We start from the raw sequence: 22,613 nt of genomic DNA on the forward strand, positions 1-22,613 counted from the left end.
ACGATGGCACAGAACTATTTCAACAACGACCATTTCAAGTTGCTGAACAAATGGAAAGGGACGGTCTACGACAAGACTAACCCGGAACAGCAGCGCGTCTATGAGGAGCTGGGGAAAGCCTACGACGTCACCAAGAATTGGGCCGAGGCGCTGCAACAGCAACTGTTCAAGGGCGGGTGGACCAAGACTGTTCGCAAGCCGACTGATCAGTGGCAGAAGAAGTTCATCCCATACAACTGGGCGCGGATTTACCCTTCGAACAATGCACCCGAGGGGCTGGCCTACACCGTTGGCATCGAAGCTGACCTCGGTTTTGTCGTCAAGATTGACCTCGTGGATATCAAGGTTGACGACGCCGTCTTGCGAAAGAAGTATGAGCAGATTCGAGGGCCATACACATCCTCGCCCATCGTGGCTATCAAGTCGGCTGACGAGGGGCTCGCACTGGACTTCACCGCACTGGTCGATTGGAGCGTCGAATCGATTAAGAACTTCAAACTGACCTACGACGACGTTGCCGATCAACTGGGTCTTTCTGCAGGGCAAGACCAGGAGACTTTGCTGCTCCACTTCCAGGGGCACGAGGACTTTGTTGATCGGCAGCCGCTGTGGACCGCAACGACGACAGAGTTGTTCGGCCGACTTGCCCGCGCAGTGAACGACATGGGGCTGGACTGGTGGTTCACCCGGGCCACCAACAGCCAACTGCGCTTCGGACGCAAGGAAAAGGGGGCTATCAAAGGTGGGCCTGTCGGATGGCTGTTCTTGCGCAAGGATGGCATTCGAGTGAGTTGGTCTGCCTTTGCCGGACTGGATGATCTGAACTCTACCGATCTCACTAGCGAGCTTGTCCAGCTCTTCGAGGCAGCCGACAAGGACGAAGGCAGTTGGCCATCCAAACTTGGTGCACGCTCTGGACGCAACGGCTACTGGCCCGACGACTACGACATTGAAGACGAACCCAAAAGTGACAAGCCCCCAAAGAATGTCATCTACTACGGCCCGCCCGGTACCGGTAAGACATTCGACCTACAAGCCCTGCTCGTGTCTGAATACACCGATGGAGAGTACGGCGAGCGCTACGAGTTCGTCACATTTCATCAGTCCTACGGGTACGAGGAGTTTGTCGAGGGCCTGCGCCCCGTGATCATCAAGCGCGGCAAGAAGCGCGCGGTGGAGAGTGAGACAGCCGCTGCGTCGGATGGTGAGGTGCGTTACGAAATCAAACCAGGCGCCTTTTTGAGGCTGTGTGACCGGGCACGCAGGAACCCATCGCGGCAGTACGCGATGGTGATTGACGAGATCAATCGCGGAAACATCAGCAAGATTTTCGGCGAGCTCATCACACTCGTAGAAGTAGACAAGCGCGAGGGTGCGAAGTATCCCGTCGCCGTAACGCTGCCGTATTCCGCAGAGAGTTTCAGCGTGCCTTCGAACGTTGATGTGATCGGGACGATGAACACGGCAGACCGATCGTTGGCGCTGGTTGACACCGCGCTTCGCCGTCGCTTCGAGTTCATTGAGTCAATGCCCAAGCCCTCGGTTCTGGCAGGCTCCATCGTTACCCACAACGGCGTGGACATCAACATCGAGCAGTTGCTGACAATGCTGAACAAGCGGATTGAGGCACTGTACGACCGAGACCACACGGTGGGGCATGCCTACTTCACGCGCATCAAAGACCTGAAAGATGAAGCTCGTTTCAGCGAGCTGAAGACCGTTTTCAGGAACAAGATCATTCCGCTCCTGGAGGAATACTTTTTCGAGGACTGGCAGAAGATTCGACTGGTCCTTGGCGATAACCAGAAACCGAAGCAGGAGCATCAGTTCGTGCATGAAATCGGCCGCGAGGAGGATCTGCTGGCGCTCTTCGGCCGTGAGCACGAGCTGGATCAATATGCTATTCGTTCTCGCTACCAGTTGAACGCCGCTGCTCTTGATGAGCCAGACGCGTATGTCGGCATTTATGCCGCCAAACCTGCCGTGACCGCCGGATGAATTCCCTGACGATCTTTGAGTTCGACAAGGTGGTCGAAGCAAAGGCCGGAGCGGTCGGGCTTGCTGTGCCCAAGCGTGTATTCGCATGGTTGGACACGCAGTCCCTGAGAAATGATGAAGATGCCCCTGGCTGGCTTAAGCCGACTCGACTGAACGGTCAAAGGGCAATTCAGGTCACTAGCTATGTTGGTGTAATTCGCGCCCCTTGCGGTTTTCAGATCGAGGTACTGCCAAAAACCGGAAGGAATACATCGCCTGAGGAGGCGCGCGCACTCCTCATCTCGATGTTGAAGTGCCTGGCCGGTTTTCGGCATATCAAGACAGCCAACGCAGATTTGGTCGCTGAACGCATGCCTCTATTGGAGGTTTTCATCCAGGAGTTCCTGTTTGCCGTCGGTTCGCTGGTTAAGCGCGGACTTCGCAGTGACTATGTCGCGCGACAGGACAACCTCTTCGCACTTCGTGGCCGGTTGTTGGTGGCAAGGCAGATTTCCCAGAATTTGGTCAGGCGAGACCGGTTTTTCACCGAGCATGACGAGTTTTCGCAGGACCGCGCAGAGAACCGACTGATTCACACGGCGCTTCGCCAAGTGCTCACTCTGTGTCGATCTCAGGAGAGCCAGCGTGTCGCACGCGAACTTGGTTTTGTCTTCGCGGATGTTCCTCTGTCAGTAGATGTCGCCCTAGACATTCAGCGGATCAGGCTAGATCGCGGCATGGGCTACTACGAGTCCGCACTGGACTGGGCGAAGCTAATCCTGCAGGGTCTCAGCCCAATCTCCGGTATGGGAAAGCACCATGCCCCGTCACTGCTTTTTCCTATGGAGGCGTTGTTCGAGGCTTATGTCGAGAAGCACTTGGTGAAGCAGTTACGCGAAGACTTCGTCCTGAAGGCACAGGCAAGTAGCCAGCACCTCGTTGCGCACGACGATCAGCGATGGTTCCGCTTGAAGCCCGATCTGTTGGTAAAGCAGAAGCAAACCACGCGCTTGGTCCTGGATACGAAGTGGAAGCTGTTGGATACGGCGAAGAAGAACGGACGCGAGAAGTATCAGCTCAGCCAGGCCGACTTTTACCAGCTTTACGCCTATGGTCACCACTACCTGGACGGCACTGGGGACATCGTATTGATCTACCCAAAGACGGACACATTCACCGAGCCGCTGCCTGTCTTCGAATTTACGAAGGCGAATGGGATGCGGCTTTGGGTGCTGCCGTTTTGTCTCACGAAGCGCCAGCTCATGCTTCCAGATTCGCCAGCATTCGACACCACTTTCATTCATGACAATTCAAACAAAGCCCGAGCCGACAGCTTGAACGCTGTTCCGGCTTGAGAGCAATGAATATGAGGAATACATAGATGGCACTTAACCTCGGCAAAGTGGTGGTGGATTACCTGGCCACGCATCCAGAACACAAGTTCTCTGCTCGACAGATCGCCGAGTGGATTTTTGAAACCTATCCTGCAGAATGCCAAGAAAAAAGATCCAATAGCCGAGGCGATTACATCAAAACTGATGCCGACTTGGTGCAACAACTGGTTGCGGAGATCAGCTCTCAGCGACCTCGCTTGCAGAAACGGAACCCAGAGCTGAAAACAACCGAGGGGCGGCCGCGCAAGTACTACTACTCGACAATGTCTGACGTCGCGGAAGTGGCTGCCGTTGAGAGCGTGATTGCCGTGCCTGCGGCAGACGCAAATGGTAAATCGCAGGGAGAGCACGCGATGTACCCGCTGCTCTCGCTGTATCTGTGGGAAGAGTTTGGCGTCTACTCGAAACGCATCGATGAGAAGCGCTCATCGAACAAGCGCGGGCCGAACGGCAACCGGTGGCTGTACCCGGACGTGGTCGGGATGGAGGACTTGGGCGCGGAGTGGCACCAGGAGGTGCGGGACTGCGTGAATCAGTATTCCGACAAGCGCACCAAGTTGTGGTCGTTCGAGGCCAAGTTGCTGATCAACCGGTCAAATGTGCGCGAGTGTTTTTTCCAGGCGGTTTCCAACTCGTCGTGGGCTAACTTCGGCTATCTGGTCGCTGCAGAGATTGAGGGCCAGGACACGCTGAAGGAATTGCGAATGCTGTTCGCTGCGCACGGCATCGGCCTGATTAAATTGGATGCCGACAACCCGGCAGAAAGTCAGGTCTTGATTCCGGCCCGCGAGCGAGACGAGATCGATTGGGACATGGCCAATCGACTGGCCACGGAAAACAGGGATTATCTGGAATACGTAAAGCTGGTGAAGCAGTTCTATCAAACCGGCGAAGCAAGACTGGCCGATTGGGATGTGCCAGAAACTACGGACTGAAGATCTTCACTCAAGATGGCCAACGACATCGAGGTGCTGTTCGCCGCGTTGAAACACCCCAATCCACCCGGTACGTGAGTCGGTGCGAACCCGGCTCACGTGTAGTACAAAACCATCGCAGTCCCGCATTTGGGCTGTGGCGAAATCCGACGTGTCGAATTTGGCCTCGCGCACCAGCGTGGTGGCTACCGACTTCATGGCCGACTCGAATAGATCTAGCAGGTAGTCTTGCTGGCTGGTGTCGATGTTGCGCGCGGTCACGTCGTCAATGACGGCGCGCTTGAATCGGTTACTCATTGTTAATGCTCCTTGTTGGCGTGGATGACATGAACGCGCTTTTCGGGGATGAAGCCAAGCTCTTCCGGACGTTTCTGGTTCAGGTGTTGCGAAGCAGCCAAGTGGCCTCTGCCTCCCGCCGAGTGACAAGTCCCGATAGCACTCTTCCGCCGCCATAGACCCACCGTCGCAGTTCCTGACTAGCTGCGGTCCAATCCCGCTGGTTAACCCTTCGACGCAGCGTTGATGTCTGCAGCCGCCCCGCGCCGAGGTTGAAAGTGAAGTCGACGATGGCCGCGAGCCGCCCCTCCGACTCGGTGGCCAGTACTGGGCAGTAGCGCAGCGTCGCCGCCAATGCCGTCTGCAGATCACGCGCCAGATGGACCTCGGCTTCTGCCTCCGTAATCGGTGGATGCTTCGGGTCGCAGAGGTGGCCGTACCCAATCGTCCAGAAGCCCGCAGGGCAGATGTAGGGAATTGCGGAGATATCAATCCCACGCTTCACCCGGCGCTCGAACCCCTCGAAGCGCTTAGCCAGTTCGATGGCCATTTTTGGCACTTTGATCACGACCGCGCCCGATCGAACACGCGACCGAGGAACCAGAAGTTCAGCACGCCAGCCCACAGCGCCTGGTCCGCTTCTGTCCAAGCATGCAGGATCGCTGTACCCCAGCCTGCACCAGCGGTGACAGCCGCCATGAACGCGGCAGTCTTGGCGGCGCAGTACAGTGCCATGAACCAGTACGTGATTACCGGGCGGACGCTTGCAGACAAGGCATCGGCCCATTGCACTCCCGTTTTCTCGCCCTGAGTACGCACAGCATCGCGCAATGCGTCGATGGCACCGGTGTTCCAGGCTGCATCCGCGCCGGCCCCAATCTCTGACATGCGCTGGGCACCACGAATCTTTTCGAACTCCAGTGCTTTGTCCTGCATCGCCAGTTCGTGGCCGCGCTCGCCATTACGGTCCATCCATTTGAGAATTTCGGGTGCCAATCGGAACACGCCACCTAGCAATCCGCCCAGAAGCGTCTCGATCATTGGCCACCCCCGAAAACTTTGAATTTGATTACTGCACCCGCCACCAAGGCCAGCAGCAGGCCAGTAGTGACTGCTTTCACGACCGTTCGCCATGCGGTCATGCGCGCTTCACGCCAAGCATCGAGCAGATTGCGCAGCGCACGAATGTCGCGTGCTGCGTCCTCACCATCAAGCCCAACCTCGTGCAAGGCATTCAGCGCGCCGCGCTCTGCAGCGCGTTCCAGCACAGCCTCAAACTCTTCCTGTGGAAGCGTAACCATGCGACGTCTCTCAATCTGTGTCGTTTCCATTTTTCATGCTCCAGAAATGCGAAACCCGCGCAATGCAAGGTTGCATTGGCGGGTCTCAGGGTTAACTACGAAATACCAGTTGCGTTTTAGATGTCAATGATTTCCAGAGTCAGGTTCGGTGCGATGGCTTCCACTACCGCATCGCGCACAAAGACCTTCTGACCCACAAACGCGTCGCCACGCGCTTTCAGGAGCCCACCACCGGGCATCTGCAGGGTGACAACTCCCCCGCTTACCGCGATGACAGTGCCTACCTGCAATGGCGGGTCTGGCAGCAACGCACGAAACTGCTGATACAGGTTATGCATAGGTCTGCACTCCCAGGGTTTGCCAAACCTCCGGCAATCCGGCTTCAACTTGTGTGGATCGAACGAGGCCACGCCGGGAAACACTGCCATCCTGGTAATCCACGAAGGCACCCGGAACAATGATTCCTGTCTCAGCCAACACCGGCAGGCGCAAACTCACTTCGATTTGGCGTCCCGTATCCGCCAAAAGAGCAATGCCACGCTGGCGTGCCGCCGTGGCGTTGGTGACCAGGGCATCCACCACCATCGGAGCCAGGATTTCTCCAGCGGTGCCAGTTCGGGTCACCTGTCCGAGCACTCCCACTTCCTGCCCGGAGACAAACACCCGGTTGTAGGCTGGCTTTTCGATCCAACGAAAGGACTCCCGCGAGGTGACGTCGGCAGGCAGCTGAAAGTCGGGAGTCACCGTGTCCCACTCCCACGGTACGGTGGGATAGCGCGGAAGGACCTTGACGATCTGGCTTGATGCATGCGGTTGCACGTAGCCACCGGCCGAGGCTGCGATTTTGTTGAGCGCTCCGATGTACGAACCCTGGTGATTGAATACGCCTGCAGGGATTGACCAATCAACCAGTCCCCACTGCACCTCCCAGCCCAGTGGCACGCCGTTGAAGGTCAACACATCTCCCATGAGCTGCTGCGCAGTTCGACCCTGACTGTTTGTGAAACTGAGCGTCGGCGCATAGGGAGCATCCAGCAACGCCGTCTTGCCGCGCCCCGAAACTCGCAAATTGTTGCTACCAAACTCGCGGGTTCTCTCAATGCTCTCCACCAAGGAGCGAAACGTCGTGCCATTGATGACCGCCTCAACCTCAACTGGCGAGCCATTGCCAGCAGGCTCCAGATCGGCCAAGGCACGACCGGGCAAAGCCGCGCTGAAGCTCCAGGTCCAGGAGTCCACATCCAGACCGACGGTCATGCTAAAAGTAGGCAGCAGAATATTACCGTCCACGCGGTGCAGACTGGCATTGTTAACAACCATGTAAATCCTCCGTATGGGCACCACCACCGTCTCGCCGGTTGGCAGAGGTGTTGCGTTTCGTTCGCAGATAAAAATCAAACCGGTGTCCATCGCCCATGTAGCGTCGAACAGCAAATGGGTGTCAGGCAAGTAGCAAGGGTCCCGCACCGGCGGCGTTGTGGGTACGGTTGCCACCCAGCGGCCCGCCCTGGGCCGCCATCCATCCTGGTGTCCCAGTTGCCAACCTCTATTGCCTCTCAATGCCCGTCCGGCACCGCTCAGTGCGCCGAATCGATACCCGGCGGCTGCGTTCCACCGACCCTGCAACACGGATGGGGTTTTGACACCCGCATTGAAGAAGTCCCGCACCCGCGATGCGCCCAACCTGGCTGCGACCTGAAAGGCGCTCTTGATGCGCAGACGCACTGCTGGATCACCGCCCTGAAATGGCAGGCAACTCGGCTCGGGACCTTTGTGCAAGGCGACTTCAAAGGCTGCCAAGGTTCGCGTGTCATGCCCGAGCGCCGAATACTGGGCAGCGGACACACCTAACAAAGACCGATCTGCAGAGGTCCAGTTATCCTGCGTCCCCAATGGCTGACGATTTGCCACCGTGTGCTGCCCCGTAGCTCCAAACTCCTTCGCGGTCGCACTCTTTGACCACGGCACCCCCACCTTGGCTACGGTGGGTCGTTGCGTTTTGCTCTGATACAAGGCACTGGACGCAAAGGTCATCTCCGGAAAGACAATCACCAAGTTGCACGGAATGATGGAACTGGCGCGACCAGCAAAGCTCAGTTCTGCAAACTGGCCAGCAAACTCCAGTGTTCTGGCCGGAGCCTCACCCAGCAGATCACCAAACAACAGCGTCCAAGGCGGACCCGCAGCAGGCGTGCGCTCAAAGAACAGGTCAACGGATGCCATGCTTCTCCCTCCAGGATTTACCCTCCAAGGGTGCCGCTGACCATGCGAGTTTCGCCCCCTTCGAACAGCACCGTGTTCTGAATCTTGATTTCGCCGGTCCCGGTGGTGTCCGAGACATCGCAGTCAAAGGCAGTCTCGCCATTGCCATTGACCACTCGAGCCCATGCCGCCACGCCACTATTGGCGTTCAGCACTGGATCACCGGGTACCAGGGTCAGCAAGCCGTCGAGTACCGAGCCACTGGGTTTCTGCAGGGGCAACTCCGCCAGAAAGCCCCCATTGGGAGCAGCACCTACCAAGACTCGCACACCCGGGTAAATTCGCACCCGGGCTACACCGGCACCTGTGTCAAGAAAGGCGACAACGGCGCTGAGCCTGGCGTTCTTCAGATCAAAGGACACGGACAGGGTCATGGCGCAAACTCCGCGCTGATGTTGTCTGCCACGACCGCCCGGTAGTTGTTGTCGTAATCAAAGGTCACGACCGTGTATTTGTGGTCCATGCTGACGTACAGAAACTCGTAGGCCCCGGTCACCGGATCGCTGAAAACTTCACGCACCAGCATCCCGGTTTTTTCATTAAAGAGACGCACGCGGCGCTGCACTGGTGTATTGGGTGAACCCTTGATGGCCACGCTGCCGACGATTCGGCCGTTCCCACCCAGGTACATATTGCGACGCCACAACTCTTGCCCCCGGTAGTAACCCACCGCGCCGCCCTTGATCCTTGCCAGCGGAACGCTGCTGTCAAGTCTGCCAATTCCACCGGTCATCCGGGATGAAGTGATCCCTGAAGGTGTTGCTTCTGGCACCGTATAGACCCCTCTGCCTTGGGTGGGTTGGAGCCCTTGAAAGCCCAAAACGCCCAAAGGGGTCAACGGCGCATCCCACACCTTGATGCTGTGCAGGCGCACCGTTGACTGGTAAATGAAGACGCCTGGCCGCAAAGAGGGAAAGGTGGACGCAGTGACCAAACGCAAAACACCATCAATACGTGCCTCGACCGAAAGCCTGGACATACCTGCACCGGCCCTCATGTCCCAGCGCAGATTGAGTAGTCGGCGATCACCCAAGACATTGAAGGTGTCCGCTGCACCCTGCTGCACGATGGTCTCGCCAGTATTTCCAGCCCACCAGGTTCCATCCCAGCGGCCCAATCGCCAGTCCGCTTGGTAGTGCCCAAACCGAAAGCCATTGCTTCCAACGGCTTGTCCAGCGACCGCCCAAGCTCCGGCGTGGCGGTAGTTGTTGGGGCCCGAAAGGTCTGCCACCCACTCCAGATCAAGCTCCATCTCTCCCGCAACAGTCAACGGCGTCGAGGTGATGTCCCAAATGCACTGACCAGCCGCACTGTTGCTCAAATCCACCGCTTGGGCGGTTGGGTTGTAGGTGGCTGTCAGTGTTCCCGCCTGCGCCCAGGGTGTTGCGAAATTGGCAGGAATCGCCGTGGCAAAGGTCTCATCTAAAACCAGTGCCATGTTTCACCACCAAGGGCCAGTGATGTCAAACGCGTAGCGCGCCACTTGACCTGCCGTGCTGTAGCTGTTGCAGACGATCAGGAACTTGCGACCGGGGTAGCCGACTACGCCGCTGACCACATTGAGGTCGGCCATCGGACTGTCGTTATGCACCCAGAAGATGCCTGGCATCTTGCCGCGCAGGTGGCCAGGTGACTCATGGCGCAGGTACACCGGATGCAGAATCAAACCGTAGTCGGGGCCGTTGGGCCAAGGGACACCATTGCTGTACCCGGTAATCTGCTGGGCGTTGTTGGTGTTGAGCGCCAAGAATCCCGCCCGGATGTAGCCCCCCACTTGCATGTGGTCGCGCATAAGCACCTTGCCCGTGAAGTCCAAGGACCGGTTGCAGTAGCTCTGGTAGTCAACGCCGTTGTAGCCCATGTTGGAGCTTGCAGCGATATATGAGTCTGTGGCCGTGAGCAGCGTGTTGTACGCATCACCCTGACGGAAGCTGGCGAAGTCGGTAAAGAAGTAGCCTGCACGGCCATAAACACTCACCTGCCATTCGTTGAACAAGTAGAAGCCCCGGTCGTCACCAATGAGTACCCAATTCTTGTTGCCACCGGTACCCCCCGCACTTTCCGAACTGTTCTGGTCAAGCCGGGAGTGGTACCACTTGTACCAACCGTCGACGGCACCACCGCCAGTGCCAGTACCAACTGTGTTTTGAAGGGGCCGATTGGGATCAAACGGTGCCTGCGCACCCACCACTGTGTCGATATCCGACATGTTCTCAGCCATCAAGACCTTGGCCTTCTTGGCGTAAGTCGTGGTGTAGGACGGATCCAACGAGTTATCCACGCGCAGGAACGGGCGATTGCTCAGTATGTTCTTGCTGCGATAAACCCGCTTGTTGGCGGCACTGAACGCCTTCTCAAAATTCAGCGGTGCCACCTTGACGCTGAGTGAGCCGGTGGCCGGTGTGACTGGCGTGCCGACCACGGCAAAAGTGAACTCCAGCGAAGTCGTGCTCAGAACCCGCACCTCGCCGTTGTACTCGGTCTGATTTGCGCCCTCAATCAACACCACCTGATCGACCAGGTACAAATGCCCGGCGTTGACTCGGGCGGTAGCGATTCCGTCGGCGAAGGTCAAGGTGTCGATGGTGCGCAGGTTGAAGCCGTCCACCAGGACCGCGTCCAGGAGCGCAGTCATGTCACCCCATGCGTTTGCCAGTTGAGGGGCACCCTGCATGCCAAAGTTGTAGTGCTTTACTGCAATCGTTGTCATTCTGATTCCTCGAAATTGAAACTATGAAAGGCTTAAATCAGGGGCGGTCCACGTCACCACGGACGAGGATGGTGAATTTGTCATTGATGACGCTTTCAGGGCCTTGCTGAATCGTGCGGACAATCCAGACCGGAAACAGCGCACCTACGGTGTTAAAGCGCAGCACATTGCCCACCGCCCAACCGCTGCCCCAGCCAATGCCCTTGATCGTGAAATACGGGCTGCCTGTTGCGGGGTTGATCGGAGATGTGTCGGTAGTGATGTTCCCGTTGGAGATCGTGCCGACGTGCTCACCAATCACTTCAAAGGTGGTGGTGTTGGTAAAGCGCAGAGCCCATTTCTCGGTCACCGCCCCGTTGTTGGTCACGATCAGGGGTGCCAAGACATCGTTGTAGGTGCCCGGCGCAACCGATCCAGTCACCGCATCGGCATAGGTCACCGAGTCCCAGGTGGCTTGGTCAAAGAACACGGACACCCGGGCCTTCAAGTCTTGCGCCACCAGCGCGCTGGAGATAAAGCTGCCAGGAAACGGATAGGCGTGGGTCACCTGGCGGGTGAACGCCAGTTGGCCATTGATCTGGACATCGGAGACCTGGACCATGTCCTCAATCCGGTGCTCCACCACCACGGGCTGCACGTAGCCGCTGACCGACGTGAACGTCACCGTGCCAGCCTCCAGGTCTGCGGTGTAGCCAGTATTGATGACATTGCCATCCGCACCAATCACTCGGACCCGGCTCAGGCGCACCCGAGCACAGTTGATCACCTGGCCATTGGAGACCGTTGCAGTGATGCTGGCGGTGTGACCCAAAACGGCAAAACCACCGGGTCGAAAGATCGACACTTTCCCGTCCTGTGGCAGGCGGACCGGGTCGAGTCCGAGGATGTCCGCATCCAATGGCAGGTAAGTGAACCCTACTGCGTTGAAGCGAATGGTGTCGGCAAACACGGGAGCGGGTTTGAAGATCTTGCCATCCGTTCCAACCCCAGCGGCCGAGTACCAAACTTGTGTCTCATTACCAGCGGCCACCACATACGCGCCAAAGCGCAGCCGAACCACGCCCGTCTCATAGTCCACATGGCCAGAGACATCGACCCCGACGAAATCGCCAGACGTATTGGCCGAAACATTGACCAATCCACCGGCCAAGCGCGTGGCCAGCACTTGAACAGACCCGGTGCGCAGCGGAGCCACGGGCGCGCGAAACGTCACCTCATCCACTGGATGACCATCCATGGAGGTCAACATCGATTTGACTGACACTGCCGAACTGGCTCCGGTGGTCCAAGCATCCAGGGTCACTTCGCCCGACTGGTAGTTGAGCGTTCCCGCCTTGGTGGCATTGCCCGTGGCAACGTCCAGGTTGTAGTAAAGATTGCCAGCGCGGTCAAAGTAGGTCTTGCCGCCCATAGTGAAGTTGACACTGCCCGGAACGATGTTCTCGGAATATTGGTTTGTCAGGTCAAATTTGAGTGCTCCCGTGGCAATTGGGGCACTGATTGAGGAATCTGCATCCATGGTGCGGTACTTCACGCTCACATGCGCTGACTCGTCGTTAGGCATATTGGCACCGACCGGGTAGTACTCCCATCCCTGAAAAAGCCACCGTCGCATGGCAAAGCCCTGCGGCGAATTCCCAAGAGAAACCCATGCGTACTGAGCCCGGGGCATCCCTACCGTGGTTTCAGTCTTCAAACTGAGAATCCCAGTGGTGTAGTTCACGGTGCCGTGGTCCGCACCGAGGGTGTCCCGCAGCCGCCCCAGACCATCGTCGCGTACCGTCTTGTAGGGGTCGCGCGGTGGAAACGCCGTCATGGTGACCGGGTCATACGGGTTGTACAGAAGGTTCCAGGTGACCTCCACGGTGTTGGGCCGCAAATTTGCCTTGCTCAGCGTCAACGGCACCTCACCATTGATATCACGCAGCGGCGCAGGATACTCCTGCACATCGGGTGGCCCGAAGGCGTAGTCCACGGTGTAGATCTGGCCTCCCGCTGGCAACAGCGTTGGCTGCAGCTGGATCAATCCCGTTTGATACCGAATGGTGCCGGTGGCGCTACCGGAGATGTTTCCCTTGCCATCGTCTGAAGCCGTGCGGGCGGTCCCGTCATTCCAGGTGATCACCACCGTGCCCGGCGTGATTCCTGTTTGCGCCAGTTGGAGTGGAATCTTGAGTGGAGGCAGACTGGCAGCAGCGCGGTTGATGTAATTCACCCGGGAGCCCCAGTTCAGGATGATTTCACCACCGACATCGGGGAGTGCACCCAAGGTGACCGCCACGGTGCCGGTGACGTAACTTACGGTTCCTGCACCGAACGCCACGTCGGCCCCCACCAGTTTGCCTCCACCGTTGTCGCGCAAGTCGTACCACTTCCCGTTGGATCGGTAGCTCACCCGGGTTGTGGCGGGCGCAGGGGGCGGACTGATGGTCTGGATGTAGTTGTAGGCGCGTGTTTCTTGTGAAACAAAGATGCCTGCCGAGTCCGCCAACTGCAGTGGCGCGCCAGCGGCCTTGTAGGTAATTGTCTTGGTGCCGCCAATGGACGGAGAGGATGGGGCCAAGGTTGCGGTTCCGCGCGCATAGTCCACCGTACCAATCACGGTCGTGCCCTGTAGCAGGTCGCCCGAAGCATCGGTCAGAGCACCACCTGAATAGGCAATGTTGAGGGTGCCGGGAAACACCGGGTTGCCAAAGTACAGCGCGACGTTCGGACTGAAACCAATGGAGGTAGTGATGCTCACAAAGCCATTGGAGGCATCCACCACCGTGTCGTATTCACCGGCGGCGTTGGCATCGATGACGGGAATTTCCGTCTGCGCACTGGGCACCAGCTGCGTGAAGATGGACTTTGCCTTGGCACTCAGACTTCCCATGGTCACTGCATCGGTCAGTGGAACGACGCCAAAGTACTGTGCAGCATCGGCCACCGTGGTGTCGCGCACCAGTGCGGACGCAGGCGTTTTGCGGAAGAATTCGCTGGGTGGTGAGCCAATGAAGTCGTAGCGCAGCGCATCGCTCAGATCGGCAGTGACGATCAAGGCCTTGTATTCCTGCCCGTTGTCCTTGATGAAGGTACGCAGCACGGAGGCGGTACGCGTTACCCGCACGTACTGGAGTTTTTCGGTACTCAAGCCCTCGTTTTGCACAATCAGCAGCGTGTGGCCGACTTCCGGAGCCGTGCTGTTAGGCATTTGAAAAAGCTGGATGGAGCGCTGGCCGATGATGTGGTTCTCGAACAGGAAGCCGCCCCAGGCTGGGCCAGGGGCCAGATAGGCCTCTACGCGTTTCTTGGCCGAGTCGCGCCGATCAAAAATCTCCTTGGTGCTGAACAACGTGACACTCACGTTCGGATCACTGGGCGGATCGGCCACGATGACGTTGCAGCCTAGGTAGGTGTCGGTGTCTGGGGTCTGCACACTCACATGCACTTTGCGCAGATTGACCCGGCCACCCGAGCGATCCAACTCGGAGATGTCCGGAAAGATCGCGTTACTGGTCGCGTCCAGGATGACCTTGGAAGTAGGCGCGCCGCCACCCTCGGGAACATCGAGCATCACTTGGGAGGCGACCAACTTGATGTCGCCCGTCAAAATTGCCATTTTGTTTGCTCCAGATTTTTCAGAGTTGCATCAGCCGCACGGTGATGCGATAGAAGTCAGAGTCCAGCCGTGCGGGAAAGCCCGTCACAGGTTCGGACTCGATCGCCGTCTCACCATGGCGAAAGGCAACCGGGAAAGCTCGCCCATCGGCCAGCGTCAAAGTAAAGCGACCGGCATTCGCGGACAGAGGAACTCCTGCCCATGCATGCAACTGGCCCAGCACGGCGCGCGTGATCCAGGCCATGTCTACGGCACCAACCAAGGTGATCGGACGCCCAGCCTGGCGCAAGGCGGACTGCACCAGCAGTGCACCATTTAGCAGGTAGGACACGGAGGACACAGCGGGACTCCAGCTGTGCTCGTCACTCCACAGGAGATCGTCAGGCAGGAACAGGGATACCCCGTCCGAGAGGTTGGTCAGTAGCATGATGAAAAAACGGTTGAGTGAAATGGAAGCGTTCAAGCAGCGCGCTTCATGCCGCTCGCCTCATGCCGCCCGCATTTGGGCGCTTTGCAGCAACTGCAACAAGCGACCTTCGTCACGCTCGTCGATCTGGGCGTTCACCTTGCGCCCATTGGCGGCAAGCTCCACCCGCACCGTGCGCGTGGGGCCGGTTGCTGCGTCGAGCACTGGCCGATCAATGCCGCCTCTGGCCATAGCGCCGCTGACCAAACCACCTGTAGCGAATCCCTGAACCCCCTTGGCCAGTGTCTGTGCAGGCATGGAGAGGTTGTTCAGTGACTCAAAGAAGCCAGCGCCAAATTTGGATACCGCTGTTCGATTGACAACATACTCGCCGGGGGTCAGCATCGCAGGAACACTGTCGGACTTGGCTATCCCACCGCCCCGAAAAAACTCACCCTGGTGTTGCTCCATGTAGTCCATCAGGTCGCGCTCCAGATCCTTGCCGTACACCAGCGGCTGCGCCATCGCGTTGCGCCAGGTCTGTTTGATCGCGTCCAGTTTTTGCTTTTCATTCGCAGTGAGCTGCGCCCGTTTGGGCAGCGATTCGAGCGTCTGGCGGTCGGTTGCAGCCTGCTGGCCGTAATACTTCATGGTTTGCCACTCCATGTCGATACTCAGCGACGCCCCATAGTGGCCTCTGAGCCACGAGGTGTACTCGCGCATGCCTTGCAAGCCCAGCTCAATCATCTTTTGCGCCTCGAACGCATCACGGTTGTGCTTGATGGGGGCGGGCCCCGTGGGTGTCACCGAACCGCCCGTGGCAAACCGTGCAACACCATTGGCAAGTTTTGACAGGATATTGCTGCCGTATTTACGCACTGCCGCCTTGCGCAACACAAAAGCGCCTGCCTCCAGCGTGCGTGGCACCGTGTCTTGGTCTCCCGAGCCGGGCACCGATCCACCACTCATGCGGGTAAACGCTGCGCCAAGTGGTGAAGAAACGGAACCACCATCGGCAAAGCGGCCGATTCCCGCACCCGCCAGTCCGCCCGTAGCATTGGTTTCAACCTTGGTCACATAGATCGTGTGGGTGCTGGACGTATTCATGCCGTTGAGGCTCTGAATCTGTCCTTTTGCAGCGTCTGCATTGGTGCTCACGCTGTGTTGGGACTCCGTGCGAATACGGTCCAGCGCTTTGATCATTCCCTCCACGTTGGTGATGGATGCCTGGGCATTTTCAGTAGTGACCCGCAACTCCAGCAACGAGTTTTCTTTAGCATAAGCAGTCAGCTTGTCCAAGGCCTGTTTGGCCTGGGTCACGTCCGCTCCCACTGGCAGGGTTTTGCCTTCCTTGAGTAACTGCTCGAAATCCTGCAACTGCTTTTGCGCCTGCTCCAGATCGGCTTTGATAGGAAGGAGTCGCTCCTTCTCGGCCAGAGCCTTGTCCAAGTCAGCGATCGCCTTATCGAAACGGCTGGTATCGGCGTCCAGCGTGATCTTCAGACCCTCTTTGAGCTTGTTGGTGATCTGGTCAATCTGCGCTTCGGTATCGCTCAAAGTCTGCTTGACCTGCTCACGAGCGGACACCGCTGCCTGGGCTGCCTTTTGATGGGCCTGGGCTTGTGCATCCAGAGTTTTGTTTAGGATTTCCTCGGACTCACGGATGTCTTGGATGGACCGGTTAACACCTTCTTTGCCCTGGGTGATGGCAGCATCTGACTCTTTGGTCTTTTGCGCCAGTTCAGCGCGCAACTGCTCGGCCTGGCGCATGAGGTTTTCAGCGGTGGCGTACTCCTGCTTGCGGGAGGCCTCGCGCGCCTGCGCTTCCAAGGCTACAACTTGGGAGTGGGCACTTTCGGACTGTTTCTTGGCTTCTTCCGCCTTCTTGGCCTCCGAGGTCTGGGTACTGGCCACCTGGGCAGCCAAGTCCATGGCTTTTTGCGCGAATTGGCGTGCCTGCTCAAACTCACCGTTGGCCAGCGCCTCACGCGCCTTGGTTTGCAACTCAACGACCTGACGTTTGCGGTCTTCGGTAGCCTCAAACTCGGTCATACCCTGGCGACGGATATCGCGAATGCGCTCCTCCGTCGTCATGGTGAGTTGGCGTTTGGCCTCTTCGATGCGCTGGATTTCCGCCAAGTGCCGGTTGGCCTCGGCGTTCAAAGCGTTGATGTGCGCCGTGTACTCGGCGGCCGCCTGCGTCATGGTCTGGCGCTTGGTGGCCAGAATCTCGTTTTCTACCCGGGTGACGTTGGCGCTGCGCTCCGCCTCGGTCAAACCCTGACGGGCCGCCGCCGCAATGCGGGCCGCAGACTCCTCATCAATGAGTTTGAGTGTGTCCGTGGTGGCCTGGCGGCGCAGCGTGGTCTGCTGGGTCAGTGCATCGGTCAACAACTGGGTTGATTTGGCGATCTGGGTCGCCTCAGATGCCTTGGACAAATCCAGTGCGGTTTGCTCTTGCTGGTATCTTGCCTTGATGGCATCCACCTGCTTTTGGAGGTTAGCCTCCACCACGCCGGTGAGTCCCTTGTAGGCCTCGGCCATTTTGGCGGTCGCATCTGTAACGACCCCGTTGGCTTTGGATACCGCCTGCTCGACTTCACCCAAACGCGATTTGAGTTTTTCGACCGCTGCATGGACCGCTTCAACACCACGTCCGACGGCTTCCTGAGTACCTTGGCGGACAGCTTCAAGTCGCCGAGCAATTTCCTCTGCCGTGTTGGCCACCGTGGTCATCGCTCCCTTGGCGGCGTCAGAGCCCTTGATGGCATCGGCATACATCGCAGCAAAGATCTGATTCATCTCTGCCAAACGCGCCTCGTGGCGCTTGGTGGCAGCATCGATCGTGTCGTTGGTGAAGATGGCTGCAAACGCCTCCCAGCGGTACTGCAATTGCTCAATGGCCTTGACCAGGATCTCGACCATGAAGATGCCTGCCTTGCGGACGATCTCAAATTTCTCGGACAACCAGGTGCCAATCTCCCAGCCCACCACAAAGGCTCCAAGCACAGCGAAGGCAGTTTTGAGTAAACCCAAACTTTGCACGGCGGCTGTGACCGACAGATTCGCTGTGGCCCAGGCTGCCGAGGTGGCGGTGGCTGCCGTCACGGCTGCTGCGCCTGCGGTTTGCCACGCGGTGATGAGCGCCGGAATCAATCGGTAAATCAGGACCGACAAGCCCACTTCAGCGATGGTTTTCAGCCACTGCATCACTGTTTGCAAATTGGTGGCAAGCCACGTCATCGCGTCTGCCAGCTTCTTGGTGATGCCGGTTGACGCATCGACTTGGGCAACCCACTGGCCGAAGGCGTTTTGCAGACGCTGAAAGGCTTGGCTTACCGTTTGGGGCAATTGGGTGTACTCAGCTGCCAGCTTGTCCTTTTGCGACAGGAGTGCATTTACCACCACGTCAGCGGTCAGTCGCCCCTCTTCGGCGAGTTTGCGCAGGCGACCAATGGGCACATTCAAACCGTCGGCCAGGGCCTGCGCCAAGCGAGGGCTGTTTTCGACAACGGAGTTGAATTCTTCGCCGCGCAGCACGCCAGAGGCCAGGGCCTGACCAAACTGCAGGAGCGAGGACTGGGCTTCTGTGGCCGACGCACCGGAGAGCCGCAGGGCCTGCGAGATGCTCTCGGTAATGGTTAGCGCATCCTTTTGCTCACCACCCAACATGCGCACCGCTTGCTGCAACTTGCCGTACAGGGTGGTGGTCTCCTGAATGGGCACACCTATGCGCTGGGCAATGTCGAACAGTGCCTTTTGTGCCGTGGCGAATTCATTGTGACCAATCGTTGCCAGCTTCAACCTGGCCGACATCATGTTCCACGCATCGGCGATCTGGACGATCTCTTGCACCTTGCCTGCCGCCCAGTTGATGGACAGAAAGGCCAGCAGTTGAGTCTTGGCTGAATTGACTTGGTCGCCGAACGCGGACATCCCGGCTTTGACCTCAGCCAGACCGGCTGCGGCCTTCTGTCCGGCGGTCTTGGCATTTGTGGCCAGATCACCCAGGCTCTGCTGGGCTGAATTCAAGGCGCGTTTGAGCCCGTCATCAGCGCCTTCGAGGGCAACAAGAACGGAAATGCGGTTGGTGGCCATGAGTCAGAAGAATTGAAGACAGTGAAGGCAAAGCATCAATCCATCGTTTGGATTTGCTTGCCAATTTGAGCCGCCAAGCGGGGAATACGCCTTGCGACCAATCGTTCGATGTCGAGCCGCTTCTTGAGCACTACGCGGGGCACAAGGACGGCTATGGGAATGTCCGCACCACGTCTGAGACGTTTGACACCGTCGGCTTTACGGTAACGGCGCTTAAATCCGGCCAATGGACGATCGTGCTCTTTGATGTTCTCGGCCATCAGCACAATGTTTCCCTTGGCATTTTTAATGAAATACGCATTTCCACCGCGCATGAGCTCAGCAATTTGCGCCCTGAACTTCTTGCGCCCAACCCGCCCATGCAAGGGAATCAGCATCTTGGCCGAGATGGATCCGCCACGCTCGTGCATGCCAGACCAGGGAATCCTCGAGCCCACATACAACGCAGGCAAGCGATTCGGGTCCTGGTCCAGCACCTTGGCGTTGAAGCCTTTGAGGAAGGATTTCTTGACCACCGACATTTGGGAGGCCACTTGGGCGCGAACCGCCTCCTTGATCTCGGTGGCTTCGCTACGCATGGCGCGTGCCACCGCCTTTTTGACCTTGTCGCGGTATTCCCCACCCCAGCGGCGCAGTTGCGCCTGCGCCAGGGCGCTATCGATACGGACGGAGATTTTCATGTGCCTTACGCTTGGTTTGCGTGTTCGATGAGTCGGTCCAGGGTCTGGTCGAGGTTTTTGGCGTCACCCCGGGTTCCGACCGCGATCAGGGACAGCAAACGCGCCTCAAATGCAGCCTCCTGCCGGTTGATCGCATCGAGAAAACCGCGCGTTTGCGCCAAGGTGTAGTCAAGAATGTCGGGCAGACGGTGGCCGTGGGCGATCAGGCGCTGGATGGCATCGAACCAGATGCCGGGCCTGTCGGCGTGGCTGGCACTGGTGCGAGGTTTTTGGCCTGCGTGAACAGACCGTCCAGTTTGGGCATCACCGTCCGGGTAAAAAAATCGGCATTCACCTCAATCACCTTGGCTGCCAACAAAATGGCCTCGTCGGCGGCCAGCTCATCGACCCACTGGCGCGGTTTACCCACCGCAATGGCGATTGCGGACAGCAGATCGTCGCCACGCTCGCCAAATAGGGTGAGCCAGTCGATCTCGGTGCGGCTTAAGTGCTGCATTACCGGCGAAATCGTTCGCAAAAAGGCCGGCATCTGGCCAACCTTGAGCGGTTTGATGGCCAGAGTCTCGCCATTCACAGTCAACTCAAGCGCCTGCGGGATGAGTTTTTCCAGATCGGTCATGGTGATTTCCCCTTTTCTGGCTACAACTGAATGATTCGGCCAAATTGGCCCAGCGCCGCGTCGAAGGGCTTGGTGGCATCGGCCAACAAAGAGCCTTCCATCTCGAACTTGTTGTAGTCATCCGAAATAAACGAGATTTCCTTCAAAGGATCGAAGGCCACGCGATACAACTCGACCAGCACCTTGGCGTTGCCCTGCGCGGTGTTGAGTCCTTCCAGTCGCAAGTAGCGTTCTGGCAGCGGTTGCGTAAAAATTCCAATTTCGGTGGTCACACCAAAGCCGTAGCTGGCCTTGAACGGGGCCGTAAAGCCGGTGACCTCCAAAAACTGGATGGCACCGAAGTCAGTTTCGGCGGTGTAGTTCGTACCCAGCACCAGGGTTGCCGGTGTGGCGGCCGAATCCGTAACAACCAAGGTCGAGACCTTGGGATGTGCCAGAAAATAGCGGTCCCCAATGACGGGGGCCACCCCGCCAAGCGGCTCGCCGGTCACGGTACCGGCAGCACCCGTCACAAAGTTGCCGTACAGCGCCAGGGCGAGGTTTTCTTTGGTGAATTCCTCAATGGTCAGTTTGACCGTGGCAGACTTTTGCTTGACCATGCGGTGGTCCAGCGTACGCTGGCCAGTCTGGCTCTCGTAGTGCTCCAACACATCGGTTTTGAGGGAGAGTTTGAGTTCGGCCACGTTGCCCGGCGAGCGGACTTCGATGGGTTCACCATTGGCGTCGCGTTTGCCGAGGTAGACACGGCCTTGGAAGGATGCATAGGTGCTCATGGCTTGGGTTCCTTGATGGGTTTGGAAGGGTGGGACAGATTGACTGCGGCTGTCTCTGTGCTGGAGACAGACTTTTGGGGCGGGACATCTGGTCGGGTGATGCCCTGTGACAGCAGCCACTCAAACGTTGGTGCATCGACCTCAAGTCGTTCACCGACCTGGAAAGTTTTGCCTGCGTGGGTGTGCGGTTTCAAGAGAACAAGTTGTGGCATGGGTCATCCAATCAGTGAAAGGTCATGGGCCATGGTTCGATAGCTGAACTGGTAGCGCGCGGGAAGTGCGGCGATCAGCGCGTCGGCATCCTCCACATCCCACTCACAGTCCAGTTCTCGCAGACCCACGCAGAGCCCGCTCAAATTGGCATTGGCAAACAGAGCCGCGTGGGCTGCAACCAGCAGACCGTCGGCGATGGTCTCGGGTGCTTTGCCCACGGCTTCACGCGAAAGCGCCACGATACGAAGCACCAGTTGGCGCTCGACGCGGTCGTTGACACGCGGGGACACGGTGTCCGATTCCGGAAAGATCAGCAGTGCGGGGGACTGCTCACGGGTGAGCCCGTTGGGCGGCGAGCGAATCAAGGTGACACCATTGGCCAATGCAATGGGTGCCAGCAAGGCCATCACCGCCTGAATGATGCGTTCGCGAAGAGATTCGTTCATGAGAAATTGCCTCGATTCGTAAAATGAAAAATTGAAAAAAAGCGCAACGAAGAAGAACCATGGCCACCACAGCACCCAAGAAGCCTCACCGCAGCAGTCAGTCGTCACCGACCCGCTACACGCTCCTGGTCGAACTGGAAGAAACCAGTCCCACCATCTGGCGGCGCATCCACATTGATGGCCGTGCACGACTGGATGCGTTTCACCACGTTTTGCAGGCAGCAATGGGCTGGTCCAACTCGCATTTGCACGAGTTCGAGATCCGGGAGCGCAAGTACGGCACCCCTGACCCGGAATTCCTGGATGAGGACCATCCCGTCTTGATCGAGAAAAAGTTCCGACTCAACCAAGTCCTCGGCGAAGGTGACACCTGCACCTACCTGTATGACTTTGGGGACAGCTGGGCTCACCGCATCACGGTCGAATCCATCGAAGACCTGGACGAGAAGAGAGCCCAATCCCGCACTGTCTGGATTGAAGCCGGAGCCAGGGCCTGTCCACCCGAAGACGCCGGTGGCGTGGGGCAATACCAAGACTTCCTGGAGTCTCTGGAAAACGACCCCTACGGTGAAGAAACCAAAGCGACCCGGGAATGGGCCGGACTGGACTTTGATCCTGAACGCTTTGATCGCCAAGCTGCCAACAACGCCATCGGCCGGCTGCTTTGGAACGGCTGGATCAAAATCGGCGCATGAAATTCGACGGTCAATCTTGACCTACAGCTTGCTCAGTGACGCACGACGCTCCGAGCCATCGCCTATTGCCGTGATTTCACGCACGCGATAGGTCTGGCCAGAGATCTCCAGTGTGTTACCCGCAGCCAAAGACGGGAGCCAGGTCAGGGGATACCGGATGGCATAGTCCCGACTGACGCCCATGCCGCTAAGTACATCCTCATCGGGTGCACGGAAGTCAACCATGA

Annotated in this window: 23 protein-coding genes; 4 read left to right on the forward strand and 19 right to left on the reverse strand. The window is 58.1% G+C overall.

The window, feature by feature from the left end; translation table 11 throughout:
• Positions 1 to 3 precede the first annotated feature (3 nt).
• From HZ993_RS07285 to HZ993_RS07295, 3 genes are read left to right on the forward strand one after another with little or no spacing between them, the layout of a single operon-like run.
• Positions 4 to 1,998 (forward strand): McrB family protein, encoded by a 1,995-nt coding sequence (locus HZ993_RS07285; protein ID WP_209396577.1) that lies wholly within the window; start codon positions 4 to 6, stop codon positions 1,996 to 1,998.
• Positions 1,995 to 3,332 carry an McrC family protein gene (locus HZ993_RS07290; protein ID WP_209396578.1) on the forward strand — a complete coding sequence of 446 codons (1,338 nt, stop codon included), beginning with the start codon at positions 1,995 to 1,997 and terminating at the stop codon, positions 3,330 to 3,332. Before HZ993_RS07285 ends, HZ993_RS07290 begins: the two co-directional genes overlap by 4 nt.
• A gap of 26 nt (positions 3,333 to 3,358) precedes the next feature.
• Entirely contained in the window at positions 3,359 to 4,306 is a 948-nt protein-coding gene (locus HZ993_RS07295) for a COG2958 family protein (RefSeq protein WP_209396579.1), read from the forward strand.
• Between the two features lie 6 nt (positions 4,307 to 4,312).
• Here HZ993_RS07295 and HZ993_RS07300 read toward each other — a convergent pair whose 3' ends face one another.
• From HZ993_RS07300 to HZ993_RS07385, 18 genes are all read right to left on the reverse strand, one after another.
• Positions 4,313 to 4,603: a hypothetical protein gene (locus tag HZ993_RS07300; RefSeq protein ID WP_209396580.1), complete on the reverse strand. Its 291-nt coding sequence runs from the start codon at positions 4,601 to 4,603 to the stop codon at positions 4,313 to 4,315.
• A gap of 79 nt (positions 4,604 to 4,682) precedes the next feature.
• Positions 4,683 to 5,150, reverse strand: coding sequence for a lysozyme (locus tag HZ993_RS07305; protein WP_209396581.1), 468 nt, complete (start codon positions 5,148 to 5,150; stop codon positions 4,683 to 4,685).
• Positions 5,147 to 5,623: a hypothetical protein gene (locus HZ993_RS07310; RefSeq protein WP_209396582.1), complete on the reverse strand. Its 477-nt coding sequence runs from the start codon at positions 5,621 to 5,623 to the stop codon at positions 5,147 to 5,149. The genes HZ993_RS07305 and HZ993_RS07310 overlap by 4 nt, the downstream gene beginning before the upstream one ends.
• Positions 5,620 to 5,913, reverse strand: coding sequence for a DUF6127 family protein (locus HZ993_RS07315; protein ID WP_209396583.1), 294 nt, complete (start codon positions 5,911 to 5,913; stop codon positions 5,620 to 5,622). The genes HZ993_RS07310 and HZ993_RS07315 overlap by 4 nt, the downstream gene beginning before the upstream one ends.
• Before the next feature lie 86 nt (positions 5,914 to 5,999).
• The gene (locus HZ993_RS07320; protein WP_209396584.1) at positions 6,000 to 6,221 is read right to left on the reverse strand and encodes a hypothetical protein; all 222 of its coding nucleotides are present in this window, start codon (positions 6,219 to 6,221) and stop codon (positions 6,000 to 6,002) included.
• Positions 6,214 to 8,106 carry a hypothetical protein gene (locus HZ993_RS07325; protein WP_209396585.1) on the reverse strand — a complete coding sequence of 631 codons (1,893 nt, stop codon included), beginning with the start codon at positions 8,104 to 8,106 and terminating at the stop codon, positions 6,214 to 6,216. The genes HZ993_RS07320 and HZ993_RS07325 overlap by 8 nt, the downstream gene beginning before the upstream one ends.
• A 17-nt stretch (positions 8,107 to 8,123) precedes the next feature.
• Positions 8,124 to 8,519 (reverse strand): hypothetical protein, encoded by a 396-nt coding sequence (locus HZ993_RS07330; RefSeq protein WP_209396586.1) that lies wholly within the window; start codon positions 8,517 to 8,519, stop codon positions 8,124 to 8,126.
• Positions 8,516 to 9,583 (reverse strand): hypothetical protein, encoded by a 1,068-nt coding sequence (locus tag HZ993_RS07335; RefSeq protein WP_209396587.1) that lies wholly within the window; start codon positions 9,581 to 9,583, stop codon positions 8,516 to 8,518. The genes HZ993_RS07330 and HZ993_RS07335 overlap by 4 nt, the downstream gene beginning before the upstream one ends.
• Positions 9,584 to 9,586: 3 nt before the next feature.
• Positions 9,587 to 10,855, reverse strand: coding sequence for a hypothetical protein (locus HZ993_RS07340; protein WP_209396588.1), 1,269 nt, complete (start codon positions 10,853 to 10,855; stop codon positions 9,587 to 9,589).
• A gap of 37 nt (positions 10,856 to 10,892) precedes the next feature.
• On the reverse strand, positions 10,893 to 14,456 hold the full coding sequence (locus HZ993_RS07345) for a hypothetical protein (RefSeq protein ID WP_209396589.1): 3,564 nt from the start codon (positions 14,454 to 14,456) through the stop codon (positions 10,893 to 10,895).
• Between the two features lie 19 nt (positions 14,457 to 14,475).
• The gene (locus HZ993_RS07350; RefSeq protein ID WP_245213857.1) at positions 14,476 to 14,919 is read right to left on the reverse strand and encodes a hypothetical protein; all 444 of its coding nucleotides are present in this window, start codon (positions 14,917 to 14,919) and stop codon (positions 14,476 to 14,478) included.
• Between the two features lie 24 nt (positions 14,920 to 14,943).
• On the reverse strand, positions 14,944 to 18,960 hold the full coding sequence (locus tag HZ993_RS07355) for a tape measure protein (RefSeq protein ID WP_209396590.1): 4,017 nt from the start codon (positions 18,958 to 18,960) through the stop codon (positions 14,944 to 14,946).
• 35 nt (positions 18,961 to 18,995) lie between these two features.
• Positions 18,996 to 19,640, reverse strand: coding sequence for a DUF6441 family protein (locus HZ993_RS07360; protein ID WP_209396591.1), 645 nt, complete (start codon positions 19,638 to 19,640; stop codon positions 18,996 to 18,998).
• 5 nt (positions 19,641 to 19,645) lie between these two features.
• Positions 19,646 to 19,801, reverse strand: a complete 156-nt coding sequence (locus HZ993_RS07365; protein ID WP_245213858.1) for a hypothetical protein — start codon at positions 19,799 to 19,801, stop codon at positions 19,646 to 19,648.
• Between the two features lie 41 nt (positions 19,802 to 19,842).
• The gene (locus tag HZ993_RS07370) at positions 19,843 to 20,259 is read right to left on the reverse strand and encodes a hypothetical protein (protein WP_209396592.1); all 417 of its coding nucleotides are present in this window, start codon (positions 20,257 to 20,259) and stop codon (positions 19,843 to 19,845) included.
• Positions 20,260 to 20,279: 20 nt separating this feature from the next.
• Positions 20,280 to 21,032, reverse strand: coding sequence for a hypothetical protein (locus HZ993_RS07375; RefSeq protein ID WP_209396593.1), 753 nt, complete (start codon positions 21,030 to 21,032; stop codon positions 20,280 to 20,282).
• Positions 21,029 to 21,244 (reverse strand): hypothetical protein, encoded by a 216-nt coding sequence (locus HZ993_RS07380; protein WP_209396594.1) that lies wholly within the window; start codon positions 21,242 to 21,244, stop codon positions 21,029 to 21,031. The genes HZ993_RS07375 and HZ993_RS07380 overlap by 4 nt, the downstream gene beginning before the upstream one ends.
• A 3-nt stretch (positions 21,245 to 21,247) precedes the next feature.
• Positions 21,248 to 21,691 (reverse strand): hypothetical protein, encoded by a 444-nt coding sequence (locus HZ993_RS07385; RefSeq protein WP_245213859.1) that lies wholly within the window; start codon positions 21,689 to 21,691, stop codon positions 21,248 to 21,250.
• 59 nt (positions 21,692 to 21,750) lie between these two features.
• Here HZ993_RS07385 and HZ993_RS07390 point away from each other — a divergent pair, with 59 nt between their 5' ends.
• The gene (locus HZ993_RS07390; protein ID WP_209396595.1) at positions 21,751 to 22,386 is read left to right on the forward strand and encodes a plasmid pRiA4b ORF-3 family protein; all 636 of its coding nucleotides are present in this window, start codon (positions 21,751 to 21,753) and stop codon (positions 22,384 to 22,386) included.
• A 21-nt stretch (positions 22,387 to 22,407) separates the two neighbouring features.
• Here HZ993_RS07390 and HZ993_RS07395 read toward each other — a convergent pair whose 3' ends face one another.
• A complete protein-coding gene (locus HZ993_RS07395; protein ID WP_245213860.1) occupies positions 22,408 to 22,611 on the reverse strand; it encodes a hypothetical protein in 204 nt (67 codons plus the stop codon).
• Positions 22,612 to 22,613: the final 2 nt, after the last annotated feature.

Origin of the sequence: Rhodoferax sp. AJA081-3, assembly GCF_017798165.1 — a bacterium.
Lineage (GTDB): Bacteria > Pseudomonadota > Gammaproteobacteria > Burkholderiales > Burkholderiaceae_C > Allorhodoferax.